Here is a 19,363-nt window from a genome sequence, read left to right as displayed (position 1 = left end):
AATGTAAGCAACCGTTAATGCATTAACTATATTGTGTTTTTCTGTTGGTACAATATGTCTAAGGAGGAGATTGCAATGATAAGTTTAATTGTAGGGAAAAAGGGTAAAGGGAAGACAAAACTATTACTGAAAGCGGTTAACGAAAAGGTAAAAGAAACCTCGGGGAACATAGTATACTTAGATAAGAGTAAAAGAAATATCCATGAACTAAGCAATAAGGTCAGATTGATTAACGTATTGGATTATCCGATTGAAAGTTGTGATGAATTTATTGGTTTTATCTGTGGGATTGTTTCACAGGATTATGATTTGGAAGAAATTTATCTTGATAGTTTTTTGAAAGTTGCTCATCTTGAGAGCTCACAGATTGAAAAGGCGATAAACAAACTAGATTTAATAAGTAAGAATTACAATGTGTCTTTTACAGTCAGTGTATCAGATGATGAAAGCAATTTACCGGAAGGTCTAAAAGGATATATTAAGGAATCGTTATAAATATTAGAGAGAATATTTCGAGCTGTTGCAAAGGACAAATTTGTCATAAGCAACGGCTCTTTTTATATACTAGGAAATTTCTACAAATTTCCTAGTATATAAAAAGGCGCTCCATGCCAAATGCGCACCTCGCAGAGTGAAAGTGGTTGCTGCGCAACCCGCTTGGGCGCGGAGAATGTGCCAAGCACATTCTCTAATCTACATAGCAATAGAAGCCTATGCCTTGTTCATCGCGCCGATTCTTCCGTACAGGCTTATAACATAAAGACCTGATAAGCCTACAATGCCATAAACGATTCTTGTGAATAATGTCATTTCTCCAAAGAGAAATGCAACAAGATCGAAGCGGAAAAATCCTATGAGCCCCCAATTTATGGCTCCGATGATTGCAATGGTTAATAATGTATAATCTAAGCCTCTTGAATCCATTTTCATTACCTCCTTATCTAGTAATAGTTTGATATTTTTTTGCTAAAATATAAGTGGTAATATATTCCATTAAAGCGTGGCAATATTGTAGGCTGAACGGTAATATATATATTCAATTTTAAAATTTAATTTATTGTTTTGGTTGATATAATAAGATAAATTTTATATAATGATAGGTGATTGAATTGCAGGAGCGAGACAAAAGGGAGGACATTCTTTTGGCATCAAGAAATAAAAAGGTCACGAAATACCGCAAACCCTTGAATATAAATATCGGAATGGTTATATTTGGGATTATTTTCGTTTACGTTGTAATTAGTATAGTATTATATGCCATAAATCCGCATATATCCGTCTATGAGGTAAATAAAGGCTCTTTGGCCACGAATAATACCTATCATGGGTTTGTTTTGCGCAGTGAAACAAAGGTGACGGCTGAGAATGCGGGATATATTAACTTCTATGCGCGTGAGGGCGAGAAAATCGGAGCAGGACAAACGGTTTATACGATTGACGAGACAGGACAGCTTGCACAGCTTTTATCCGATCAGACAAGCAGTGAAAGCACACTCTCAAATGATGATATCAATTCATTGAAGACCGAATTTTCCAGTTTTTCAAATAATTTTAATACAACCAATTTTGATGAGTTATATAATTTTAAATATGATGTTGAAAATAAAGTACTTGAGCTTGTAAATGTCAATTTATTGAACAGTCTTGCTGATTTAAACAGTGAAAACGCAGGTGTATTTACGACAAGCAGCGCGCCGAGAGAGGGGCTGGTTGTATATTCTACGGACGGATATGAGGAGGTTACGCTGGATACCCTCACCGAAGATATGATGAATGAGGATAATTACACGAAGACGGTAGTAAAGACCTCGGACCTTGTAAATGCAGGAGATGTAGTGTACAAGCTAATCACGGATGAGGCATGGTCCATTATTATTCCTCTGGATGAGGATAAGGCAACCGAATATGCGGAAAAGACAGTTATGAAGATTAAGTTTAAAAAAGATGGTGTCACGGCAAATGCCGCTTTCAGCATTATCCGTATTAACAGTAAGCCCTATGGCAAGTTAGATTTGTCAAACTCGGCTATCCGCTATGCTTCCGATCGTTTTATCGATGTAGAGCTTGTTGTGAGTAAGATAGAAGGGTTGAAAATACCTGTCAGCTCCATCGTGGAAAAGGAGTTTTATACGATACCGATTGATTATGCGACGCAGGGCGGAGACAGCAATGAGACAGGTTTTTTGGTGGAAACCTATGACGCGGACGGAAAGGCGATAACTCAGTTCGTACAGCCGACGATTTATTATTCTACAGATGAGGATTATTACGTTGATACGCATGAATTTGAGGCGGGTAATTACATTGTGAAAACGGATTCCACGGAACGGTATCCAATCGGAAAAACGGCAAAGCTTACAGGAGTGTACAGTATCAATAAGGGATATGCCCAGTTTAAGCAGATTAACATTTTATTTGAAAATGAAGAATATTACATAGTCGAAGAAGGAACTACTTATGGAATTGCTGTTTACGACCATATTGTATTAGACGGCACGGCAGTTCAGGAGGACGACATTATTTATTAAAGGGAGCGTTATACATGATTAAAGAAAACTTAGAAGAAGTGGAACAGCGCATATGCGAGGCGTGTAAAAGAGCAGGCAGAGACCGAAGCGAAGTGACACTGATTGCAGTGAGCAAAACAAAGCCGATTTCCATGATTGAGGAAGCGATGGAGGCAGGGATTATTGAATTTGGTGAAAACAAGGTTCAGGAGCTTTCCGACAAATACGAACAGCTGCCGAAAAACCTGCATTGGCATCTTATCGGGCATTTGCAGAGAAATAAAGTAAAGTATATTGTGGATAAAGCGTGTTTGATACATTCGATAGACTCGCTTAGACTTGCCGAGGCAATCAGCCAGGAAGCAATCAAAAAGGGTGTGACAGCCAATATTCTTGTCGAAGTAAATGTGGCACAGGAGGAGAGCAAGTTTGGCGTGAGCGTGGAGGAGACACTTCCTTTGATAGAAGAAATTTCCAAATTATCAAACATTTCAGTCAAAGGGCTTATGACTATAGCACCATTTGTGGAAGAATCGGAAGAAAATCGAGAGATTTTTAACAAATTAAAACAATTATCTGTTGACATAAAAACAAAAAACATTGATAATGTTAGTATGAATGTTCTTTCAATGGGAATGACAGGAGATTATGAAGTCGCAATCGAAGAGGGCGCGACGCTTGTAAGAGTAGGAACCGGTATTTTTGGAGAAAGAAATTATAATAGATAAAAATAGCAATAAAATTCTGGGCAGAGAATTGATACAGAAAATGTCCGGACGGAGGTTAAAGATGGGATTTATGGATAAGTTTTTAGACGTTATGCGTTTAAATGATGAGGATGATTACGAAGACGATTTTTACGACGATGATTATCAAGAGGAAAAACCAAAGAAAAAAAGCATTACGAAAAATATAGACGACGATGATGACTACGAAGAGGAATCAAGATTCAAACCGAAGGCAGTAAAGACAAATAACGCAAAAGTAACACCAATGCGACCTTCAAGAAAGCAGGTGGGAAGTATGGAAGTTTGTGTAATTAAGCCAACATCAATGGAAGAGTCCAGAGAAGTGACGGAAACCCTGCTTACCGGACGAGCTGTTGTTTTGAATTTGGAAGGGCTTGATGTAGATATTGCACAGAGAATCATTGATTTTACTTCAGGATCTTGTTTTGCAATCAGCGGTAATTTGCAGAAGATTTCAAACTTCATTTTTATTATTACACCATCAAGCGTTGATATTTCAGGAGATTTTCAGGATTTGCTGAGCGGAGCTTTTGATGTGCCGGCATTGCATACAGAAATTTAAGAGAGATGACAAAGGAAGAAATATTATTAAAGAAGCGTTTTGTTGAACTGTCAAATGCCGCATTTAACAGGAATATTCCGGTATTTACAGATTTTTTGAATTTGAATGAATTGAATATATTTCATAGTGTTTCCAGAGAGCTTTATACACCGTATGAAGTTTTTGGAGGCTATGAATCAGCCGAGCGTCAGATGATTGTCTTTATTCCTGATGCTTTTTCTCGTGATATACAGGAGCTTTATCCTATTTCTGTTATTCGCATCGCGCCATCGCACAAAAAATATGCAGATTCTCTTACTCACAGAGATTTTTTAGGTGCCCTTATCAACCTTGGTGTTGACAGAAGCAAGGTCGGTGATATTCTTGTGAAGGACAATGAGGCAATCTTATTTTGTCATGAAAATTTGGCAGATTTCTTTATCGAGCAATTGACTAAGGTAAAGCACACAAATGTCAAAGTTTTGACGGAAAGTCTCAGGGAATTTAACTATGAACCGGAATTTAAAATGATAAAGGGTTCTGTTTCCACCACGAGAATTGACAGCATGCTGACGCTTTGCTGTTCTTGCTCAAGAAGCCAGGCGGTGGAGTATATTATGGCAAAAAAGGTATTTCTAAATGGAAGATTAATAGAGGCAAACAGCGAGACGGTAAAGGAACAGGATGTCATATCCGTGAGAGGCGTCGGAAAGTTTGTCTTTACAGGAATTTTATCTGAGACGAAAAAAGGAAAAATTTTTATAGAGATTAAAAAATACGTGTAATTTTGAAAGGGACATAAGATGGGAAAACGCTTAACAATTTATGAGAAAAATAAGAAAACCGGTTTATATGATATTGTAATTGAACATTCTTTTGCACAGCTTGCAAATGAGCTTCAGGCGCTTGATTTGGGAAATAGAAAGCTTTGTATCGTGACGGACAGCAATGTGGGTGGAATTTATGCAAAGGAACTGGAAGAAATTTTAAAGACAGTTGCAGGAGGGGTTGTGACCTACACATTTCCGGCAGGAGAAGAAAACAAAAATTTGGATACTGTTCGAAATCTGTATGAGAAGCTGATTATCGAAAAGTTTGACCGAAAAGATATGCTCGTGGCATTGGGCGGCGGCGTAGTAGGCGATTTGACGGGCTATGCGGCGGCGACCTACTTACGAGGAATTGATTTTATTCAGATTCCGACGACGCTTTTATCACAGGTTGACAGCAGCATCGGAGGAAAGACAGGCGTTGATTTCGATGCCTATAAAAATATGGTGGGAGCCTTCCATCAGCCAAGGCTTGTGTATATGAACCTAAGTGCTTTGACAAGTTTAAGTGAGGCACAGTTTTACTCAGGAATGGGCGAGATATTAAAGCATGGTCTGATTAAAAACGAGGGCTATTATATTTGGCTGATTGAACATTTATATGAGATTTATGAAAAAGAGATGGATATCTTGGAGGAGATGGTTTACGAAAGCTGTCTCATCAAGAGTGCAGTTGTACAAAAGGACCCGACAGAGCAAGGGGACCGAGCGCTCCTTAACTTTGGACATACGATAGGACATGCCGTTGAAAAACTTAAAAACTTCGAGCTTTTGCACGGTGAATGTGTAGCATTGGGCTCTGTGGCAGCTTCCTATCTTTCATGGAAAAGAGGCAACCTGACAAAAGAGGAGTTTTATGAAATCCGTGATATGTATGTGGCATTCAACCTTCCGATTACAGTTACAGGCATTGTGCCGGAAGAAGTGCTGGAAGCGGTTAAGAGAGACAAAAAGATGGATTCAGGGCAAATCAAATTTATTCTTCTAAAGAAAATGGGAAAAGCTGTGATTGACAGCACTGTTACAGACGAGGAGCTACTGGAGGCAATTCAATTTATTAACTTTGACGAGGATGAAAATGAATAATTCAATGACTGACTTAAAAAATAAAAGAATGCAATATAACATAATTGGGATTGTGGCGGCCCTCCTTTTGATTATTTTGGATCAATGGTCAAAAAGACTGGCGGTCTCTGCTCTGATGGATAAAGAGCCGTTTGTCATCATAGATGGAGTTTTTCAGCTTCGCTATCTGGAAAACAGAGGTGCAGCGTTTGGAATCATGCAAAACCGTGCCATTTTCTTTGTTATAATAGGAATTCTCATTCTGGCTGCAATTGCATACCTCTATCATAAAATGCCATGCACACCGAAATATCATCTGCTTCGAATTTTGGCTGTTCTCATGACGGCAGGTGCCATCGGAAATATGATTGACCGTGTTTTGAATAACTATGTGGTTGACTTTTTCTATTTTGAACTTATTAATTTTCCTATTTTTAATGTGGCGGACTGCTATGTGACAGTGGCAACGGCCCTGCTTATCGTCGCGATTTTATTTATCTATAAGGAAGAGGACTTAAAGTTCATAGATAGAAAACACTCTGATGTATCGGGTGAAAAAGATGACGCAAAATAGATTTTTAGTAGAGAACGGCGATTTAGGAGAGCGAATCGATAAGTATTTAAGTGAACTGCTGGAAAACCAGACCCGTTCTTATTTGCAGAAGCTCATCAAGGATGAGGCTGTACTTGTGAACGGTAAGACAGTAAAGGCAAGCTATAAGCTAAATGAAGGTGATGAGATAGAAATCACCATCCCTGATGCGGTGCTTCCGGATATTGAACCACAGGATATCCCCCTTGATATTCTCTATGAGGACGAGGATGTCTTGTTAGTCAATAAGCCGAAGGGAATGGTAGTACATCCCAGCGCAGGTCACTATGAGGGGACCCTTGTAAATGCTGTGATGTATCACTGTCATGACAAGTTATCTGGTATTAACGGAGTATTAAGGCCGGGAATCGTACACCGCATTGATATGGATACAACAGGTGTTTTGGTTATCTGCAAAAATGATGCCGCTCATCTGTCTCTTGGCGAACAGCTAAAGGAACATTCGATTACAAGAAAATATCGTGCAATCGTGCACAATAACGTGAAAGAGGACGAAGGAAGCGTTGATGCACCAATTGGAAGGCATCCGATTGACCGAAAGAAAATGTCCATTCAGCCTCAGACCGGCAAAAATGCCGTTACCCATTATAAAGTATTGGAACGTTTCGGCAACTATACTTATGTTGAGTGCCAGCTAGAAACAGGAAGGACACACCAAATAAGGGTTCACATGTCGAGCATCCATCATCCGCTTTTGGGTGATACCGTTTACGGACCTGCAAAGCAGCCTTTTCATCTGCAAGGACAGACGCTTCATGCTAGGGTGCTTGGATTTATTCATCCGAGGACAGGAGAGTATGTTGAGTTTGAAGCACCGCTTCCTGAGTATTTTGAGAAGCTTTTGGTACAGTTGCGGAAAAGGTAAATAAACCGTCACTGTTGTGCATTAGCGGCATTGACTTGCTAATAAGGAGCGTTAAAAACTTCGAGCCAAATTGGCTCGAAGTTTTTTATGATGGACATGTATAATGTAGCACTATTATGCAACTAATTATATGTATTTTAGGTATTATTACACTTTATAATTTGTTTACATTCTTGATAATAACTCCGATTTCTTAATTGAAAATTCCTCATCGGTTATTATACCGTTATCTTTTAAATAGGAAAGTTTTTGAATCTGAGTAACAATGTCATCACCTTGAGAGACTACTGATACAGTGAGAGATGGAATCTGTTTATGTTGTTCGATTGTTTCATCAAATGTTCTTTGTATGTCTTGTATTATACTTTTCTTATATTTTACTAAAATATCAAATGTCTTTATAAAGGTAAATATTTCTACATGACCACCTGTTAACCCGTTGCCACTACAGTTGACCATTTTTATCTCAGATAAATCACATGTGTAAAAAGAATGCGAAAGACCTGCTCTATAAGCAAATAATATTCTTTGTGTTGTAAGAGCAAAAACGCCAGGAAGTTTTTCAACCTTTCGCGTCCCAATAGTGGTTATTATTGCATTTGTTGGAGCGATATATTTAACCTCCTCAGTTTCAGACAGTTTTTGCTCTAATTGCTCAATATTACCCTTGTTTCCAAATGTGTTCACTTCAAACTTTTTCAATACTTGTTCAATGTCTTTCCTCATTTTATGATACTCCTTTTTATATAGATAATATTGTATTGTTCATCTTTTTACTTGGCGTTTGTTTTAACCATATTAGTTAGACGACAATTATGTATTAAAACAAATTTTACCATATTTCCATGCCCAATGCAATCAGTACTGTGGATTGACTTGTTGATTACTATTGACACTATATATCAAGTTTGAAAATGTTCAGCCGTCTTATGTTGATAATGGTTATCTAAGTATAGATACGAGTTATGGAGTATTTTAAAAGTTATTCCTTGATATTATATTCATGAGGTAAACTGTCTTATAGTCAAAGATTTTTTCTGACTTTCCTAGCACATATTTTTGCTTGTATTTCGGTATAACGAAGTATAATATGTCGAGTAAACGGGGAATGTATTTAATAGATATATTTTAATCTAAAAGAAAATTTCAATGGATTTTTTGAAATTAAAAATATTATGTATACTTGCGCGAAGGGTATAATGTCGGTTATGCCGACCGTGCTTAGAACAAGAGCGTACCGAGCACATTCTATATTAAAATGAGGTTCTTATATGACAATATTTGACATTCTAGGTCCGGTTATGGTCGGACCCTCCAGCTCCCACACGGCGGGAGCCGTAAAAATCGGATTGGTGGCAAGCCGGCTTCTTGGAGATATCCCCCAGGTTGCAGAGATTTATTTCCATGGCTCCTTTGCGGCGACAGGGGAGGGACATGGCACGGATCGGGCAATTGTGGCGGGACTTTTAGGAATGGAACCAGATAATATGGATATCCCCAGAAGCTTTGAGATAGCAAAAGAAAAAAATATGGAATTTGAGATATCCAACATTTTCATAAAAGATGCGCACCCAAATACGGTGCTCCTAGAACTTTTCGGGGAAGGTGACAAGAAGCTGAAAATACAGGCAGCATCTATTGGCGGCGGCAGGATTATGATTCGTAAATTGGATGACATTGATGTAAATTTCACAGGAGAAAATCCTACCTTGATTGTACACAATCAGGATGAACCCGGACATGTGGCAAAGGTGACCTCAGCATTGGCAGAAAAAGGTGTAAATATAGCGACCATGCAGCTATATCGTGATAAAAGAGGCGGCTATGCCGTTATGGTAATTGAGACCGACCAGCCTATTCCAAAGGATTTCATAGAAATGTTAAGCTGTCTGGACGGTGTTATCAAAGTAACTTGTATCGAAGCTGTTTAGTACTCACAGAATTGCATTATATTTAGAAGGAGAAGACGATGAGCTATCATTCATTGAAGGATATATTAGAGAAGTGTAAACAGGAAAAAATTGAATTTTGGGAAGCGATTCTTGCAGATGATATGAATGAGAGAGCTGTTTCCAAAGAGGCTTCCATGGATAAAATGAAGGAGCTTTGGTCAGCGATCGTTTTTTCCGGAGAAAGTTATAATAAGTCAGAGCACTCAAAAAGCGGCTTGGCAGGCGGAGACGGCGGACTTATGGAGGAATACTGTAAAACGGAGGATACGTTGTGTGAAGGCTTTGTTGCATCGGTCATTGCGCAGGCGCTTCAGATAGGTGAATCAAATGCCTGTATGAAGCGAATTGTAGCAGCACCGACAGCAGGGGCATCAGGAGTTTTACCGGCAGTTTTGCTGCCATTATTTCAGAAAAAAGGCGTATCAGAGGATAAAATTATAGAGTCACTTTATGTCTCTGCCGGTATTGGCCAAGTGATTGCACAACGGGCGTATATTGCAGGGGCGGCAGGCGGTTGTCAGGCGGAGGTAGGCTCTGCATCGGCGATGGCGGCAGGTTCCCTTGTGCATATAAAGGGCGGCAATCCCGAACAGATTTCAAATGCTGTTGCAATGACACTCAAAAACCTGCTTGGACTGGTCTGTGACCCCGTAGCAGGGCTTGTTGAGGTGCCATGCATCAAGAGAAATGTAATCGGTGCCATGAATGCCCTTGCATCCGCAGATATGGCACTGGCCGGCATTGGAAGCAGAATACCGGCTGACCAGGTCATCGATGCGATGAAGGCGGTAGGAGATAAGATGGACGAATCTTTACGTGAGACAAGCATGGGAGGACTAGCTGCAACACCCGCAGCGCAGGAAATTGTAAATAAGTTGTTAGACAAAAGAAGAAAATAGTGGGTTTTATTTTTACTATATTTAGTGTATAATTTAATATATCAGAAGAAAATCAAGCGGCTGCGAAGCAGACATTTGATTTTACTTGATATATTAACGAGAAAACGAAGTTTTCGAGTGGTAGAAGAAAGTACATGAAAGGGTGTGGACGTAATGTTGAATCATACTATTGTTACAATCGGAAGGCAGTATGGAAGTGCTGGCAGGGATATCGGTCAGGCGCTTGCGAATGAGTTGGGAATTAATTTTTATGATAAAGAGTTGCTCAAAAAGGCGGCAAAGGAAAGCGGATTGTGCGAAGAACTGTTTGAAAATCATGACGAAAAGCCTACAAACAGTTTTTTATATTCTCTTGTTATGGATACTTATTCACTTGGATATAATTCAGCAGCGTTTGTAGATATGCCGCTGAATCACAAGGTATTCCTTGCACAGTTTGATACGATTAAAAAAATTGCAAATCAGGAATCCTGCGTTATCGTAGGCCGCTGTGCCGATTATGCGCTGGCGGATTACAAGAACTGTCTGAACGTGTTTATCCACGCAAATATGGAAGACAGAATCAAACGTATCGCTAAAAAATATGAGTTAACAGATGCAAAGGCAAAAGATTTAATTGTAAAAACGGATAAAAGCCGCGCCAGCTACTACAATTATTATTCCAGCAAGAAATGGGGAGAAACCTCCAGTTATCATCTGGCACTGGACAGCTCCTTGGTTGGAGTAGAGGGAAGTGTTCAAATTATTAAAGAGTATCTGGAATATATGAAGAAGGATACACCTCGCATATAAAACATAATATAAAATACATAAAATCGAACAAATTTTCGCAAGAATATTTGTTCGATTTTTTAATGAAAAACAATTGACAAACATCCGTTCGTATAATACAATAGGATACATAAAGAACAGTTGTTCGGAAAACATGTTCGAGATATGTTCAAATAGTATTAGGAAATCAGAAGGAAACCTTAAGTTGATCAGATACGAAACGGGAGGAATTGTTATGAACGGACAAATCGTACAGAAAGATAATCAGAGATTTTATATTATAGTGATGACAATATGCCTTGCAGCGGCAGTTGCAGTAACCTGCGGAAGCTTTATTTCCATAGCAAAAAATAAGGCACCTGAGAAAGAGGTATATAAATATTATACAAGCATTCAAATCGAAAAAGGGGATACCCTCTGGGAATTGGCGGAGGATTATATAACCACGGAATATAATTCAGTAAATGATTATATTCAGGAGGTAAAGAACCTTAATTCGCTGTATGGGGACAGTATTCATGAAGGACAATATCTGACGGTACCTTACTATTCCAGTCAGGTACTTGACTAAAGATTATATCCCAATATAGTTCGGCCTGCAGCACCGCCCCTAAACTAAAATTAAGAATTGTACCAGATTACTTTTTATGATACGATAGGAAAGGCAATATGGTGTCAATTATGGAACAGTGAGGAAGGAAATAAAAATGGCCAAGCTATATTTTAGGTATGGTGCAATGGGAAGTTCAAAGAGCGCCAATGCATTGATGGTTGAATATAATTATCACGAAAGAGGAAAGAAGGCATTGCTTGTAAAGCCCCAGTTGGACACGAGAGATGAGGATGCCTATGTTTCATCAAGAATTGGATTGAAGAGTAAAGCAGTTTATCTGGAGAAGTTAACTGAGATGAAAGACGAAGAGCTGGCGGCGTATGATTGTGTAATCGTGGATGAAGCTCAATTCGCTGTGAAGGAGCAGATTGAGTTTTTGGTACATCTTGTAGATGATTTGAATATTCCGGTTATCTGCTATGGTCTGCGAACTGATTTTAAACGAGAGTTTTTCGAAGGCAGTATGTGGCTTATGGCTTGGGCAGATGTGATAGAAGAAATTAAGACGGTATGCTGGTGCGGAAAAGCAGCTACCTGCAATGCAAGATTTGATGAGGCAGGGAATATGATACGAAGCGGCGAACAGATTGTAATGGGAGCCAATGACCGTTATATTGCAGTTTGCAGAAAACACCATAGAAGCGGGCAGTTAAAATAGTGAATCATGTAATGGCTAACAATTAACCGTTGCGAAAGAATAGAAAAAACCGTAGTTGTAATTCACGTTTAAGCGATTTACATCCTACGGTTTTTATGTATAAATGATAAGAAAGTGAAGCTGTTTGCAGTTTCTGCTGCATGTGAAAGCTATTCAGAAAACAACGGAAGTCTTAACGTAAAGGTTGTGCCGATATCTTTCTCACTTTCGATATGAATCGTCCCCTCAGATAAATCTACAATATGTTTTACCAAAGTAAGTCCTAAGCCATTGCCTTCCGATAAACGAGCCTTGTCGGACTGATAGAACTTTTCAAAAACATGGCTCTGCGCCTCAGTGGATATGCCGATTCCTGTGTCGGAAATGGAGATAACGGTTTCTGAAGCAGTTTGATAGGCATTGATGAGTATTCTACCCTCCTTTGGCGTGAATTTTATGGCATTGTCAATCAGATTGATAAAAACCTGCATCATAAGTTCTTCATTTCCATAGAAGGAAATGGAAGAGAGTTCAAGCTCCAGGTCAATATTTTTTTCGGTCCACTTTGTTTCCAGCCACAGTAAGGCCTGACGAATTTGTTCGTCCAAGGAAAACCAGCCTTTATCAAGTATTTTATCCTGATTTTCCAGCTTAGAGATTTTTAAGATATTACTTGCTAAAGTAGAAAGCTGTCTTGTGCTGTTCATAACGATGTTGATATAATCCTGCTTTTGTTCAGGGGTTAAATCATCGGATTGAAGCAATGTTACATAGCCCTCGATTGTGGAGAGCGGGGTCTTAAACTCGTGAGAGACATTGGCGATAAAATCATTGCGCAGCGTTTCAATACTTGCCAAATCAGAAACCATCTTGTTAAAGTTTCTTGTCAACTCACCCATCTCATATATTTTTTGACGCTCCTCCAATTGGACGGTAAAGTCTCCTTTTGCAACGAGATTGGTTGCATGGCTAAAAGCACGGATTGGCTTCATAATTATTGTTCCCCCCATCATGGAAAGTGCAGTTCCAATAAAAGTACTGAGTAAAAGTACAAATAGGATAGGAAGAAGCGGATCCTTGTGAAAAGGAAGGTAGAGCCCCAAATGGATGAGGCATGCCACAATAACTGCCATAATAATTGCAGAAAATAACATAATGAAAAAGACTAACAATACAAAGCAAAGCCAAAAAGTTATATTTCTTCTTTTAATCATTTTTTTTCACCACTTTATAACCAAGACCTCTTACCGTGATAATATCAAAGTCTTGATTCTCCTTAAAACGTTCTCTGAGACGATTTACATGTACATCTACGGTTCGCTCATCGGATTCACTTTCCAGTCCCCATATTTCATCCATAATATTTTGTCTTGTAAAAATTTTATTCGGAAAAGAAGCAAGCTTATAGAGCAGATAAAATTCCTTCTGAGGAAGAAGGAGAGCTTGTCCTTCCTGATAAACAGTTAGGGAGTCATATTCCAGCACAGTTTTACCAATAGTAAGCTTTCGATCTGTAATAATTTGAGCACGGCGAAGCAATGCTTGTACACGAAGCACCATTTCATTTACATCGATTGGCTTTACCATGTAATCGTCTGTTCCGGATGTAAAGCCTTGTTTCTTGTCCTGAAAGCTTTCTTTTGCCGTGATAATCAAAATGGGTATCTCATAATGTGCCGCACGAAGCTGCTTTATGAGTTCATACCCGTCCATATTCGGCATCATAATATCCGATATCAAAAGGTCTATATATTCTTTATCCATACATTCAAGTGCTTCAACGCCATCCTTAGCATCAATTGTATGATATCCGTTTTTATTTAATACGGTACAAAACAACTGTCTTAAATTATCATCATCTTCAACGACTAAAATTGTAAACATGGTTTTCTCCCTCGCAATCTTTCTATTCATTATATAATATTTTGCGTGGTAACAGCAATATATATGACGAAGTATAGCATGGAATTATAAACTAAATATTAATTTATAAAATATGAGCATTGTTTAAACTGAGTTTATATTCGTTTGCTATCTTATTGGGAAATGATGAAAAAATGGAGGAATTTATTTTGAGTAAGCTTAAAGAAGTATTTCGAAAAATGAATAAGAAAGTAATCGCACTTGTGGTTGTTGTGGTGCTTGTCATAACAGCAGTAGTTGGATTTCGTATATCTGCTGCAAATAAAATGCAAAGTATGCAGCAAACAGCCATTCAGACAGAGACGATTGAGAAGAGGACACTCACAAACAGTATCAGTGCAACCGGAACGATTGAGGCGAATGATACGCAGACCGAGCAGACATCGCTGACCAGTTATGAGATAACCGCAGTAAATGTGGAAGTAGGAGACCGGGTAAGTGCCGGTGATGTTATTGCCACATTTGATGTGAGCAGTATTCAGGATTCGGTTACTTCGGCACAAAAGAGTCTTGATAACGGCAGCGCACAAAATAATTTAAGTGAACAATCGGCAGAGCGCTCCCTGGCGTATGCACAAACGACAAGAGATGCACAGGCTGAGCAGGCAGACAGCAATGTGGCAGACGCGGAAAGCAATCTGACTGATGCACAGAATACACAGACTGATCTTGAAAATGATTTGGATTCTGCAAGTGATAAAGTATCGAGCACAAAGGATACCTATAGCAGCGCAAAAAAGGCTTATACAAGCGCAAAGAAAACCTATGACAGTCTGACACCGGATTATAATAGCAAAAACACAGCATATGAAACGGCAAAGCTTGCATCCGAAGCGGCAGAAGCAAATGTAAAAAGTTTGGAAACACAAATAGCTGCAACAAGTGATGCGACTGTATTGGCAGGTTTAAATGCCCAGTTAACAGAAGCTAAAAATACATTGACAGAAAAATTGCAGGTAACCAGCAATGCAAAGTCACAGTTAGATGCCGTAAGCTCATCCTATAATGAGGCAAAAGCAGCATATGAGAAGGCGTCTGCAGCATATGAAGCAGCAACGACTGCATATGAAACAGCGAAAGCAAACAAATCTTCTTTAGAAACACAGCTTGCTTCAGCGGAAGCGGTGGTTGATTCGGCACAAAAAACATACGACAATTCCGTGACCGAGCGTGACAGTACAAACAGAAGCAACAATAACACCGTAAGCTCACAGCAGGAAAGTTTGGCATCCACAAGACTTTCCAATGAGACCAGTCTGGATGCAAAAGCACAGGAGTTGGAAAAATATGAGGAGCAGTTGGAAAAAGGAAATGTGACAGCGAGAATCAGCGGTGTTGTGACGGCTGTAAATGTAAGCGCCGGAGATATTTATGCCGGAGGCGATATGTTTACAATTAAAGATGACAGCTCTTATGTGGTTGAGACAACGGTTGATGAATATGATATCGGTGATTTGTATACCGGAATGTCTGTTATTATCAAAACAAATGCAACCGGGGAGGAAGAGCTAAACGGAACAATTACATATATTTCCCCAACACCGAAAACATCGACATCTGCAACCACATCTACCAGCAGTGATGTAACCTATGAAGTAAAGGTTTCGGTAGATACGCCGAATGACAAAATCAGACTTGGTATGACCGCCAAATTGAGTATTGTTTTAGAGACGAAGGAAAATGTCTATGCAGTTCCTTATGACGCGGTGACAACGGTTTCTGATACAGAGGGAACCATTCAAGTTGTCACAGGAGAAAATCAACCGCCGGTTGAGATGAAAGTAACACTTGGTATGGAGACAGATTATTACATGGAGATTATCAGTGATGAGATTACAGAGGGCATGAGTATTGTAGTACCTTCTACCAACGCAGATGCATCCCAGTTTATGAACATGGGACCGATGGGAGGTTTCTAGGAGGTTATTATGGCTAAAAAAATTATAGAGTTAGACAATATTATAAAGCGTTTTTACATCGGAGAGCCAAATGAACTTCAAATATTAAACGGTATTTCCCTTTCGGTTGAGGAAGGAGAGTTTGTATCCATCGTCGGTGCATCCGGCTCAGGAAAAAGTACTTTGATGAATGTCATCGGTATTCTGGACCGCCCGACAGAGGGAAATTATGTTCTCGACGGCGTGGATGTCAGTGCGGCGAAGGATCATGAGCTTTCCAAGATACGAAACCAGAAAATCGGTTTTGTATTCCAGACATACAATTTAATTTCAAAGACGACGGCACTAAAAAATGTGGAGCTTCCGATGCTCTATTCCGGTACAAAGAGGAAAGAGCGTGTAGAACGGGCAAGGGAGCTTTTGGATTTGGTAGGAATTGGTGATAGATTAAAGCATAAACCAGAGGAATTATCCGGTGGCCAGAAGCAGCGTGTGGCAATCGCAAGAGCGATGGCAAATGACCCTGCAATCATTCTTGCCGATGAGCCTACCGGAGCATTGGATTCCCAGACCGGACGTATGGTAATGGACTTGTTTCACAAGCTTAACAAAGAACAGGGAAAAACCATTGTGTTAATCACTCACTCGAATGAATTGGCAGAGGAGACGCAGCGAATTATTACACTTAAGGATGGCAATGTAGTTCAAGAGAGAAAGGGGAGTGCGCTTGTATGACATTATTTATAGAAAATATCTTACTTGCAATTAACAGCTTGCTGGCAAACAAGATGAGAGCACTTCTCACCATGCTTGGAATCATTATCGGTATCGGCTCGGTTATTGCGATTATGACCGTAGGTGATTCTCTTACAAATTCAGTTTCCTCTTCTATGGAATCGATGGGAGCAAACAACATTACGGTAGGGCTTCAGCAAAAATCAGAAGAGGAGGAAGTGAACGAGACCGGTGCAGTGTTTGGCGGAAGCGGCAGACGAAGTGTACAGGCAGAGGAAAAGGATTATTTTACAACAGAAATGATTCAGAGCCTGACAGAAACCTATCCCGATTCTATTGAAACGATCTCAGCGAGTATTACGGTCGGAAGCGGAGAGTCTAAATCAGGTAATAAATCTGCTAACACACAGGTTATTGGGGTGAGTGCAGGATATTTTTCGGCAAACGAAATGGATTTCTTAAAAGGCGGCATTTTTTCCGAACGTGATTTTGATGAGGCAAAAAAGGTAGCAATTGTTTCAGATAAATTTGTCAACAATATGTTTGACGGGGATTTGAATAAAGCGATAGGAAGCTCTGTTGAAGTAAAAACAAATGATAAGTATATCACCTATACCATCGTTGGTGTTTATGAATATGAGGAATCAGCCTACAGCTTTTCCACAAGCTCCGATGAGGATATCACAACGAGCCTGTACATCCCATTAAAGGCAGCGGCTAATTTAACACATACAACAGGTTATTCTCAGTTTTCTGTTGTCACAAAGACAGGAGTTGATTCAACTACCTTTGTTTCTCAGATTGAACGCTTTTTTGAGCCATATTACAGAAACAACAATGATTTTGAGGTAAGTGCGTTTAGTATGGAATCTATTGTTTCGACAATGACAGATATGCTTTCAACTATAACAATTGCAATTGCTGTTATTGCGGGAATCGCCCTATTGGTAGGCGGTATCGGTGTTATGAATATCATGCTTGTTTCCATTACAGAGCGAACCAGAGAAATTGGTACACGAAAAGCACTCGGAGCAACGAATGCCTCCATAAGACTTCAATTTATTGTTGAAGCTGTTATTATCTGTATGATAGGAGGAATATTGGGAATTATAGTAGGTGTCGTGTTAGGGAACGTGGCGGCTACATTGCTTGGCTATCCGGCAAGCGCCTCGGTTACAAGTATTGTCGTATCACTCGTATTCTCTATGACAATCGGAATTTTCTTCGGTTATTATCCTGCAAACAAGGCAGCAAAAATGAATCCGATTGATGCGTTAAGATATGAATAGTAAAATTTCATAAAATATGGTATACTGTTTATAATATTAAATGATGAAGGGACTGTTTGTCCCTTCATCTTGCTATCATAAGAGTTATGGAGGATAAAAATGAAGTACCATTGGGACAAAAAGTATTTATATTGGGGCGTAACCGCATTTTCAGTCATAGCAATCAGCATTTTATTTTTTTTCGGAGTATTTCATATTGGAGAAATGAAAGGCTTTTTCGGCAAATGGATTACCATATTAATGCCTGTTATCTATGGGCTTGTGATTGCATATCTGTTATCACCGGTTGTAAACTATTTGGAAAAGCATGTGTTTAATCCTTTATTCTATGAAAAGTGGAAGAAGGAAAAGACCAAAAAGAGCAAAAAAAGAATCAGGGCACTGACCATTTTTATTACGCTTTCAATGGCGATTTTAGCCTTGGTTGGATTGTTTTCTCTCCTTATACCACAGCTATTTATCAGCATCAGCAGCCTAATCACCTCATTTCCTCAAAATTATGAGAATTTTTCGACTCTTCTTCAGCAGGTTTTTACGGACAATCCTGAGTGGGAGACAAATGTACTTGCTTCCTTGGATACAATTTCAGATTATATGGAGAAGTTTTTAAATACACAGATTTTACCGCGAATTAATCAGTTTGTAATGCAGCTTTCCTCAGGTGTTATGAGCTTTATCGGCGTTTTGAAAAATCTTTTTATCGGTGCGATTGTGTCAATTTACGTGATGAGCAGCAAGGAGCTGTTTGCAGCACAGACAAAAAAGCTTGTATATGCAGTGTTAAAGCCATATAGAGCAAATATTTTAATCAAAAACCTCAGACTGACAAATGATATGTTCAGCGGGTTCATAAGCGGTACATTGCTGGATTCCTTTATTGTCGGAATTTTATGTTTTATCGGTACAAGTCTGATGGGTACACCATATGCAGTGCTTGTCAGTGTTATCGTAGGTGTGGCAAATGTGATACCGTTTTTTGGGCCTTATCTTGGTGCGATACCAAGCGGCTTATTAATTTTATTGGTAGACCCTATAAAATGTATTTATTTTATTATATTTATCATGCTTTTACAGACCTTGGACGGAAATATACTGGCGCCGAAGATACTTGGCCAGTCCACAGGGCTTTCCAGCTTTTGGGTTATCGTTGCTATTTTGCTTGGCGGCGGTTTGTTCGGAATACTCGGTATGTTTATCGGAGTTCCGGTGTTTGCGGTTGTCTATACCTTAATCAAGGCATTTATCAATCGAACATTGATTGCTCATGATTTGCCGTTTCGGACAGGCGATTACTTCAATCTAGATTATATTGATGAGGACACAAACGAGAAGTTTTATAATTCAGGCAAAAAGGACGAAGAATCAAAACTTCATACCAAAATCGAAGAAATCAAGACGAAGAGAGAGGAAAATAAGAAGAAAAAGGACACAGAGAAAAACGACAACGCATAAATAGCTCAATATAACAATGTGACT

21 protein-coding genes are annotated in these 19,363 nt (G+C 39.2%); 17 read left to right on the top strand and 4 right to left on the bottom strand.

Translation table 11 applies throughout. The annotated features are described in order from the left end of the window. Window positions 1-75 precede the first annotated feature (75 nt). Complete coding sequence (locus tag CTY48_RS08825) at window positions 76-495, top strand: twitching motility protein PilT (protein ID WP_180272688.1); 420 nt, start codon at window positions 76-78, stop codon at window positions 493-495. Window positions 496-711: 216 nt separating this feature from the next. Here the strand turns inward: CTY48_RS08825 and CTY48_RS08820 are convergent, their stop codons facing one another. Beyond that, a complete protein-coding gene (locus CTY48_RS08820; RefSeq protein WP_099468134.1) occupies window positions 712-924 on the bottom strand; it encodes a DUF378 domain-containing protein in 213 nt (70 codons plus the stop codon). 218 nt (window positions 925-1,142) lie between these two features. On the opposite strand from CTY48_RS08820, the gene CTY48_RS08815 reads away from it, so the two are divergent. The 7 genes from CTY48_RS08815 to CTY48_RS08785 all read left to right on the top strand — a co-directional run bounded on the left by CTY48_RS08815 (window position 1,143) and on the right by CTY48_RS08785 (window position 7,170). Next, window positions 1,143-2,528, top strand: a complete 1,386-nt coding sequence (locus tag CTY48_RS08815) for an HlyD family efflux transporter periplasmic adaptor subunit (protein WP_143452717.1) — start codon at window positions 1,143-1,145, stop codon at window positions 2,526-2,528. 14 nt (window positions 2,529-2,542) lie between these two features. Then, on the top strand, window positions 2,543-3,235 hold the full coding sequence (locus tag CTY48_RS08810) for a YggS family pyridoxal phosphate-dependent enzyme (protein ID WP_099468132.1): 693 nt from the start codon (window positions 2,543-2,545) through the stop codon (window positions 3,233-3,235). A gap of 61 nt (window positions 3,236-3,296) precedes the next feature. Beyond that, the gene (locus CTY48_RS08805; protein ID WP_099470112.1) at window positions 3,297-3,818 is read left to right on the top strand and encodes a cell division protein SepF; all 522 of its coding nucleotides are present in this window, start codon (window positions 3,297-3,299) and stop codon (window positions 3,816-3,818) included. A gap of 5 nt (window positions 3,819-3,823) precedes the next feature. Beyond that, window positions 3,824-4,582 (top strand): YlmH family RNA-binding protein, encoded by a 759-nt coding sequence (locus CTY48_RS08800; protein WP_099468131.1) that lies wholly within the window; start codon window positions 3,824-3,826, stop codon window positions 4,580-4,582. A gap of 18 nt (window positions 4,583-4,600) precedes the next feature. After that, complete coding sequence (gene aroB / locus CTY48_RS08795) at window positions 4,601-5,713, top strand: 3-dehydroquinate synthase (RefSeq protein WP_099468130.1); 1,113 nt, start codon at window positions 4,601-4,603, stop codon at window positions 5,711-5,713. Beyond that, window positions 5,706-6,266, top strand: coding sequence for a signal peptidase II (lspA, locus tag CTY48_RS08790; RefSeq protein WP_099470111.1), 561 nt, complete (start codon window positions 5,706-5,708; stop codon window positions 6,264-6,266). Before aroB ends, lspA begins: the two co-directional genes overlap by 8 nt. Continuing rightward, window positions 6,253-7,170 carry an RluA family pseudouridine synthase gene (locus CTY48_RS08785; RefSeq protein ID WP_099468129.1) on the top strand — a complete coding sequence of 306 codons (918 nt, stop codon included), beginning with the start codon at window positions 6,253-6,255 and terminating at the stop codon, window positions 7,168-7,170. Before lspA ends, CTY48_RS08785 begins: the two co-directional genes overlap by 14 nt. A 165-nt stretch (window positions 7,171-7,335) precedes the next feature. Here the strand turns inward: CTY48_RS08785 and CTY48_RS08780 are convergent, their stop codons facing one another. Continuing rightward, on the bottom strand, window positions 7,336-7,896 hold the full coding sequence (locus CTY48_RS08780) for an SHOCT domain-containing protein (protein ID WP_099468128.1): 561 nt from the start codon (window positions 7,894-7,896) through the stop codon (window positions 7,336-7,338). A gap of 545 nt (window positions 7,897-8,441) precedes the next feature. Between CTY48_RS08780 and sdaAB the strand changes: the two genes are divergently transcribed. From sdaAB to CTY48_RS08755, 5 genes are all read left to right on the top strand, one after another. Then, window positions 8,442-9,101 carry an L-serine ammonia-lyase, iron-sulfur-dependent subunit beta gene (gene sdaAB, locus CTY48_RS08775; protein ID WP_099468127.1) on the top strand — a complete coding sequence of 220 codons (660 nt, stop codon included), beginning with the start codon at window positions 8,442-8,444 and terminating at the stop codon, window positions 9,099-9,101. A 38-nt stretch (window positions 9,102-9,139) separates the two neighbouring features. Beyond that, a complete protein-coding gene (gene sdaAA / locus CTY48_RS08770) occupies window positions 9,140-10,021 on the top strand; it encodes an L-serine ammonia-lyase, iron-sulfur-dependent, subunit alpha (RefSeq protein WP_099468126.1) in 882 nt (293 codons plus the stop codon). Window positions 10,022-10,174: 153 nt separating this feature from the next. Next, window positions 10,175-10,813 carry a cytidylate kinase-like family protein gene (locus CTY48_RS08765; protein ID WP_099468125.1) on the top strand — a complete coding sequence of 213 codons (639 nt, stop codon included), beginning with the start codon at window positions 10,175-10,177 and terminating at the stop codon, window positions 10,811-10,813. Between the two features lie 214 nt (window positions 10,814-11,027). Continuing rightward, a complete protein-coding gene (yneA, locus tag CTY48_RS08760; protein WP_099468124.1) occupies window positions 11,028-11,363 on the top strand; it encodes a cell division suppressor protein YneA in 336 nt (111 codons plus the stop codon). Between the two features lie 136 nt (window positions 11,364-11,499). Then, window positions 11,500-12,063, top strand: a complete 564-nt coding sequence (locus tag CTY48_RS08755; RefSeq protein WP_099468123.1) for a thymidine kinase — start codon at window positions 11,500-11,502, stop codon at window positions 12,061-12,063. A gap of 149 nt (window positions 12,064-12,212) precedes the next feature. Here CTY48_RS08755 and CTY48_RS08750 read toward each other — a convergent pair whose 3' ends face one another. After that, a complete protein-coding gene (locus CTY48_RS08750) occupies window positions 12,213-13,256 on the bottom strand; it encodes a HAMP domain-containing sensor histidine kinase (protein WP_099468122.1) in 1,044 nt (347 codons plus the stop codon). After that, window positions 13,249-13,926 (bottom strand): response regulator transcription factor, encoded by a 678-nt coding sequence (locus CTY48_RS08745; protein ID WP_099468121.1) that lies wholly within the window; start codon window positions 13,924-13,926, stop codon window positions 13,249-13,251. The genes CTY48_RS08750 and CTY48_RS08745 overlap by 8 nt, the downstream gene beginning before the upstream one ends. A gap of 188 nt (window positions 13,927-14,114) precedes the next feature. On the opposite strand from CTY48_RS08745, the gene CTY48_RS08740 reads away from it, so the two are divergent. The 4 genes from CTY48_RS08740 (at window position 14,115) to CTY48_RS08725 (ending at window position 19,339) form a co-directional block, all read left to right on the top strand. Beyond that, entirely contained in the window at window positions 14,115-15,884 is a 1,770-nt protein-coding gene (locus CTY48_RS08740; protein WP_180272687.1) for an HlyD family efflux transporter periplasmic adaptor subunit, read from the top strand. A 9-nt stretch (window positions 15,885-15,893) separates the two neighbouring features. Further along, window positions 15,894-16,598 carry an ABC transporter ATP-binding protein gene (locus CTY48_RS08735; RefSeq protein WP_099468119.1) on the top strand — a complete coding sequence of 235 codons (705 nt, stop codon included), beginning with the start codon at window positions 15,894-15,896 and terminating at the stop codon, window positions 16,596-16,598. Next, window positions 16,595-17,887, top strand: a complete 1,293-nt coding sequence (locus CTY48_RS08730; RefSeq protein ID WP_099468118.1) for an ABC transporter permease — start codon at window positions 16,595-16,597, stop codon at window positions 17,885-17,887. The genes CTY48_RS08735 and CTY48_RS08730 overlap by 4 nt, the downstream gene beginning before the upstream one ends. 99 nt (window positions 17,888-17,986) lie before the next feature. After that, complete coding sequence (locus CTY48_RS08725; protein ID WP_099468117.1) at window positions 17,987-19,339, top strand: AI-2E family transporter; 1,353 nt, start codon at window positions 17,987-17,989, stop codon at window positions 19,337-19,339. Window positions 19,340-19,363 lie beyond the last annotated feature (24 nt).

It is taken from the genome of Konateibacter massiliensis (genome assembly GCF_900184995.1).
Classification (GTDB): Bacteria; Bacillota; Clostridia; order Lachnospirales; family Lachnospiraceae; genus Lachnotalea; species Lachnotalea massiliensis.
Note: the sequence above shows the minus strand (reverse complement) of the source record. Positions and strands in the feature narration are given on the sequence as shown.

Bases quoted from the DNA above. Each gene is read 5' to 3' on its own strand.
- CTY48_RS08825 (WP_180272688.1), top strand. From the start codon at position 76: ATGATAAGTTTAATTGTAGGGAAAAAGGGTAAAGGGAAGACAAAACTA.
- CTY48_RS08820 (WP_099468134.1), bottom strand. From the start codon at position 924: ATGGATTCAAGAGGCTTAGATTATACATTATTAACCATTGCAATCATC.
- CTY48_RS08810 (WP_099468132.1), top strand. From the start codon at position 2,543: ATGATTAAAGAAAACTTAGAAGAAGTGGAACAGCGCATATGCGAGGCG.
- CTY48_RS08805 (WP_099470112.1), top strand. From the start codon at position 3,297: ATGGGATTTATGGATAAGTTTTTAGACGTTATGCGTTTAAATGATGAG.
- CTY48_RS08800 (WP_099468131.1), top strand. From the start codon at position 3,824: ATGACAAAGGAAGAAATATTATTAAAGAAGCGTTTTGTTGAACTGTCA.
- aroB (WP_099468130.1), top strand. From the start codon at position 4,601: ATGGGAAAACGCTTAACAATTTATGAGAAAAATAAGAAAACCGGTTTA.
- lspA (WP_099470111.1), top strand. From the start codon at position 5,706: ATGAATAATTCAATGACTGACTTAAAAAATAAAAGAATGCAATATAAC.
- CTY48_RS08785 (WP_099468129.1), top strand. From the start codon at position 6,253: ATGACGCAAAATAGATTTTTAGTAGAGAACGGCGATTTAGGAGAGCGA.
- CTY48_RS08780 (WP_099468128.1), bottom strand. From the start codon at position 7,896: ATGAGGAAAGACATTGAACAAGTATTGAAAAAGTTTGAAGTGAACACA.
- sdaAB (WP_099468127.1), top strand. From the start codon at position 8,442: ATGACAATATTTGACATTCTAGGTCCGGTTATGGTCGGACCCTCCAGC.
- sdaAA (WP_099468126.1), top strand. From the start codon at position 9,140: ATGAGCTATCATTCATTGAAGGATATATTAGAGAAGTGTAAACAGGAA.
- CTY48_RS08765 (WP_099468125.1), top strand. From the start codon at position 10,175: ATGTTGAATCATACTATTGTTACAATCGGAAGGCAGTATGGAAGTGCT.
- yneA (WP_099468124.1), top strand. From the start codon at position 11,028: ATGAACGGACAAATCGTACAGAAAGATAATCAGAGATTTTATATTATA.
- CTY48_RS08755 (WP_099468123.1), top strand. From the start codon at position 11,500: ATGGCCAAGCTATATTTTAGGTATGGTGCAATGGGAAGTTCAAAGAGC.
- CTY48_RS08750 (WP_099468122.1), bottom strand. From the start codon at position 13,256: ATGATTAAAAGAAGAAATATAACTTTTTGGCTTTGCTTTGTATTGTTA.
- CTY48_RS08745 (WP_099468121.1), bottom strand. From the start codon at position 13,926: ATGTTTACAATTTTAGTCGTTGAAGATGATGATAATTTAAGACAGTTG.
- CTY48_RS08735 (WP_099468119.1), top strand. From the start codon at position 15,894: ATGGCTAAAAAAATTATAGAGTTAGACAATATTATAAAGCGTTTTTAC.
- CTY48_RS08730 (WP_099468118.1), top strand. From the start codon at position 16,595: ATGACATTATTTATAGAAAATATCTTACTTGCAATTAACAGCTTGCTG.
- CTY48_RS08725 (WP_099468117.1), top strand. From the start codon at position 17,987: ATGAAGTACCATTGGGACAAAAAGTATTTATATTGGGGCGTAACCGCA.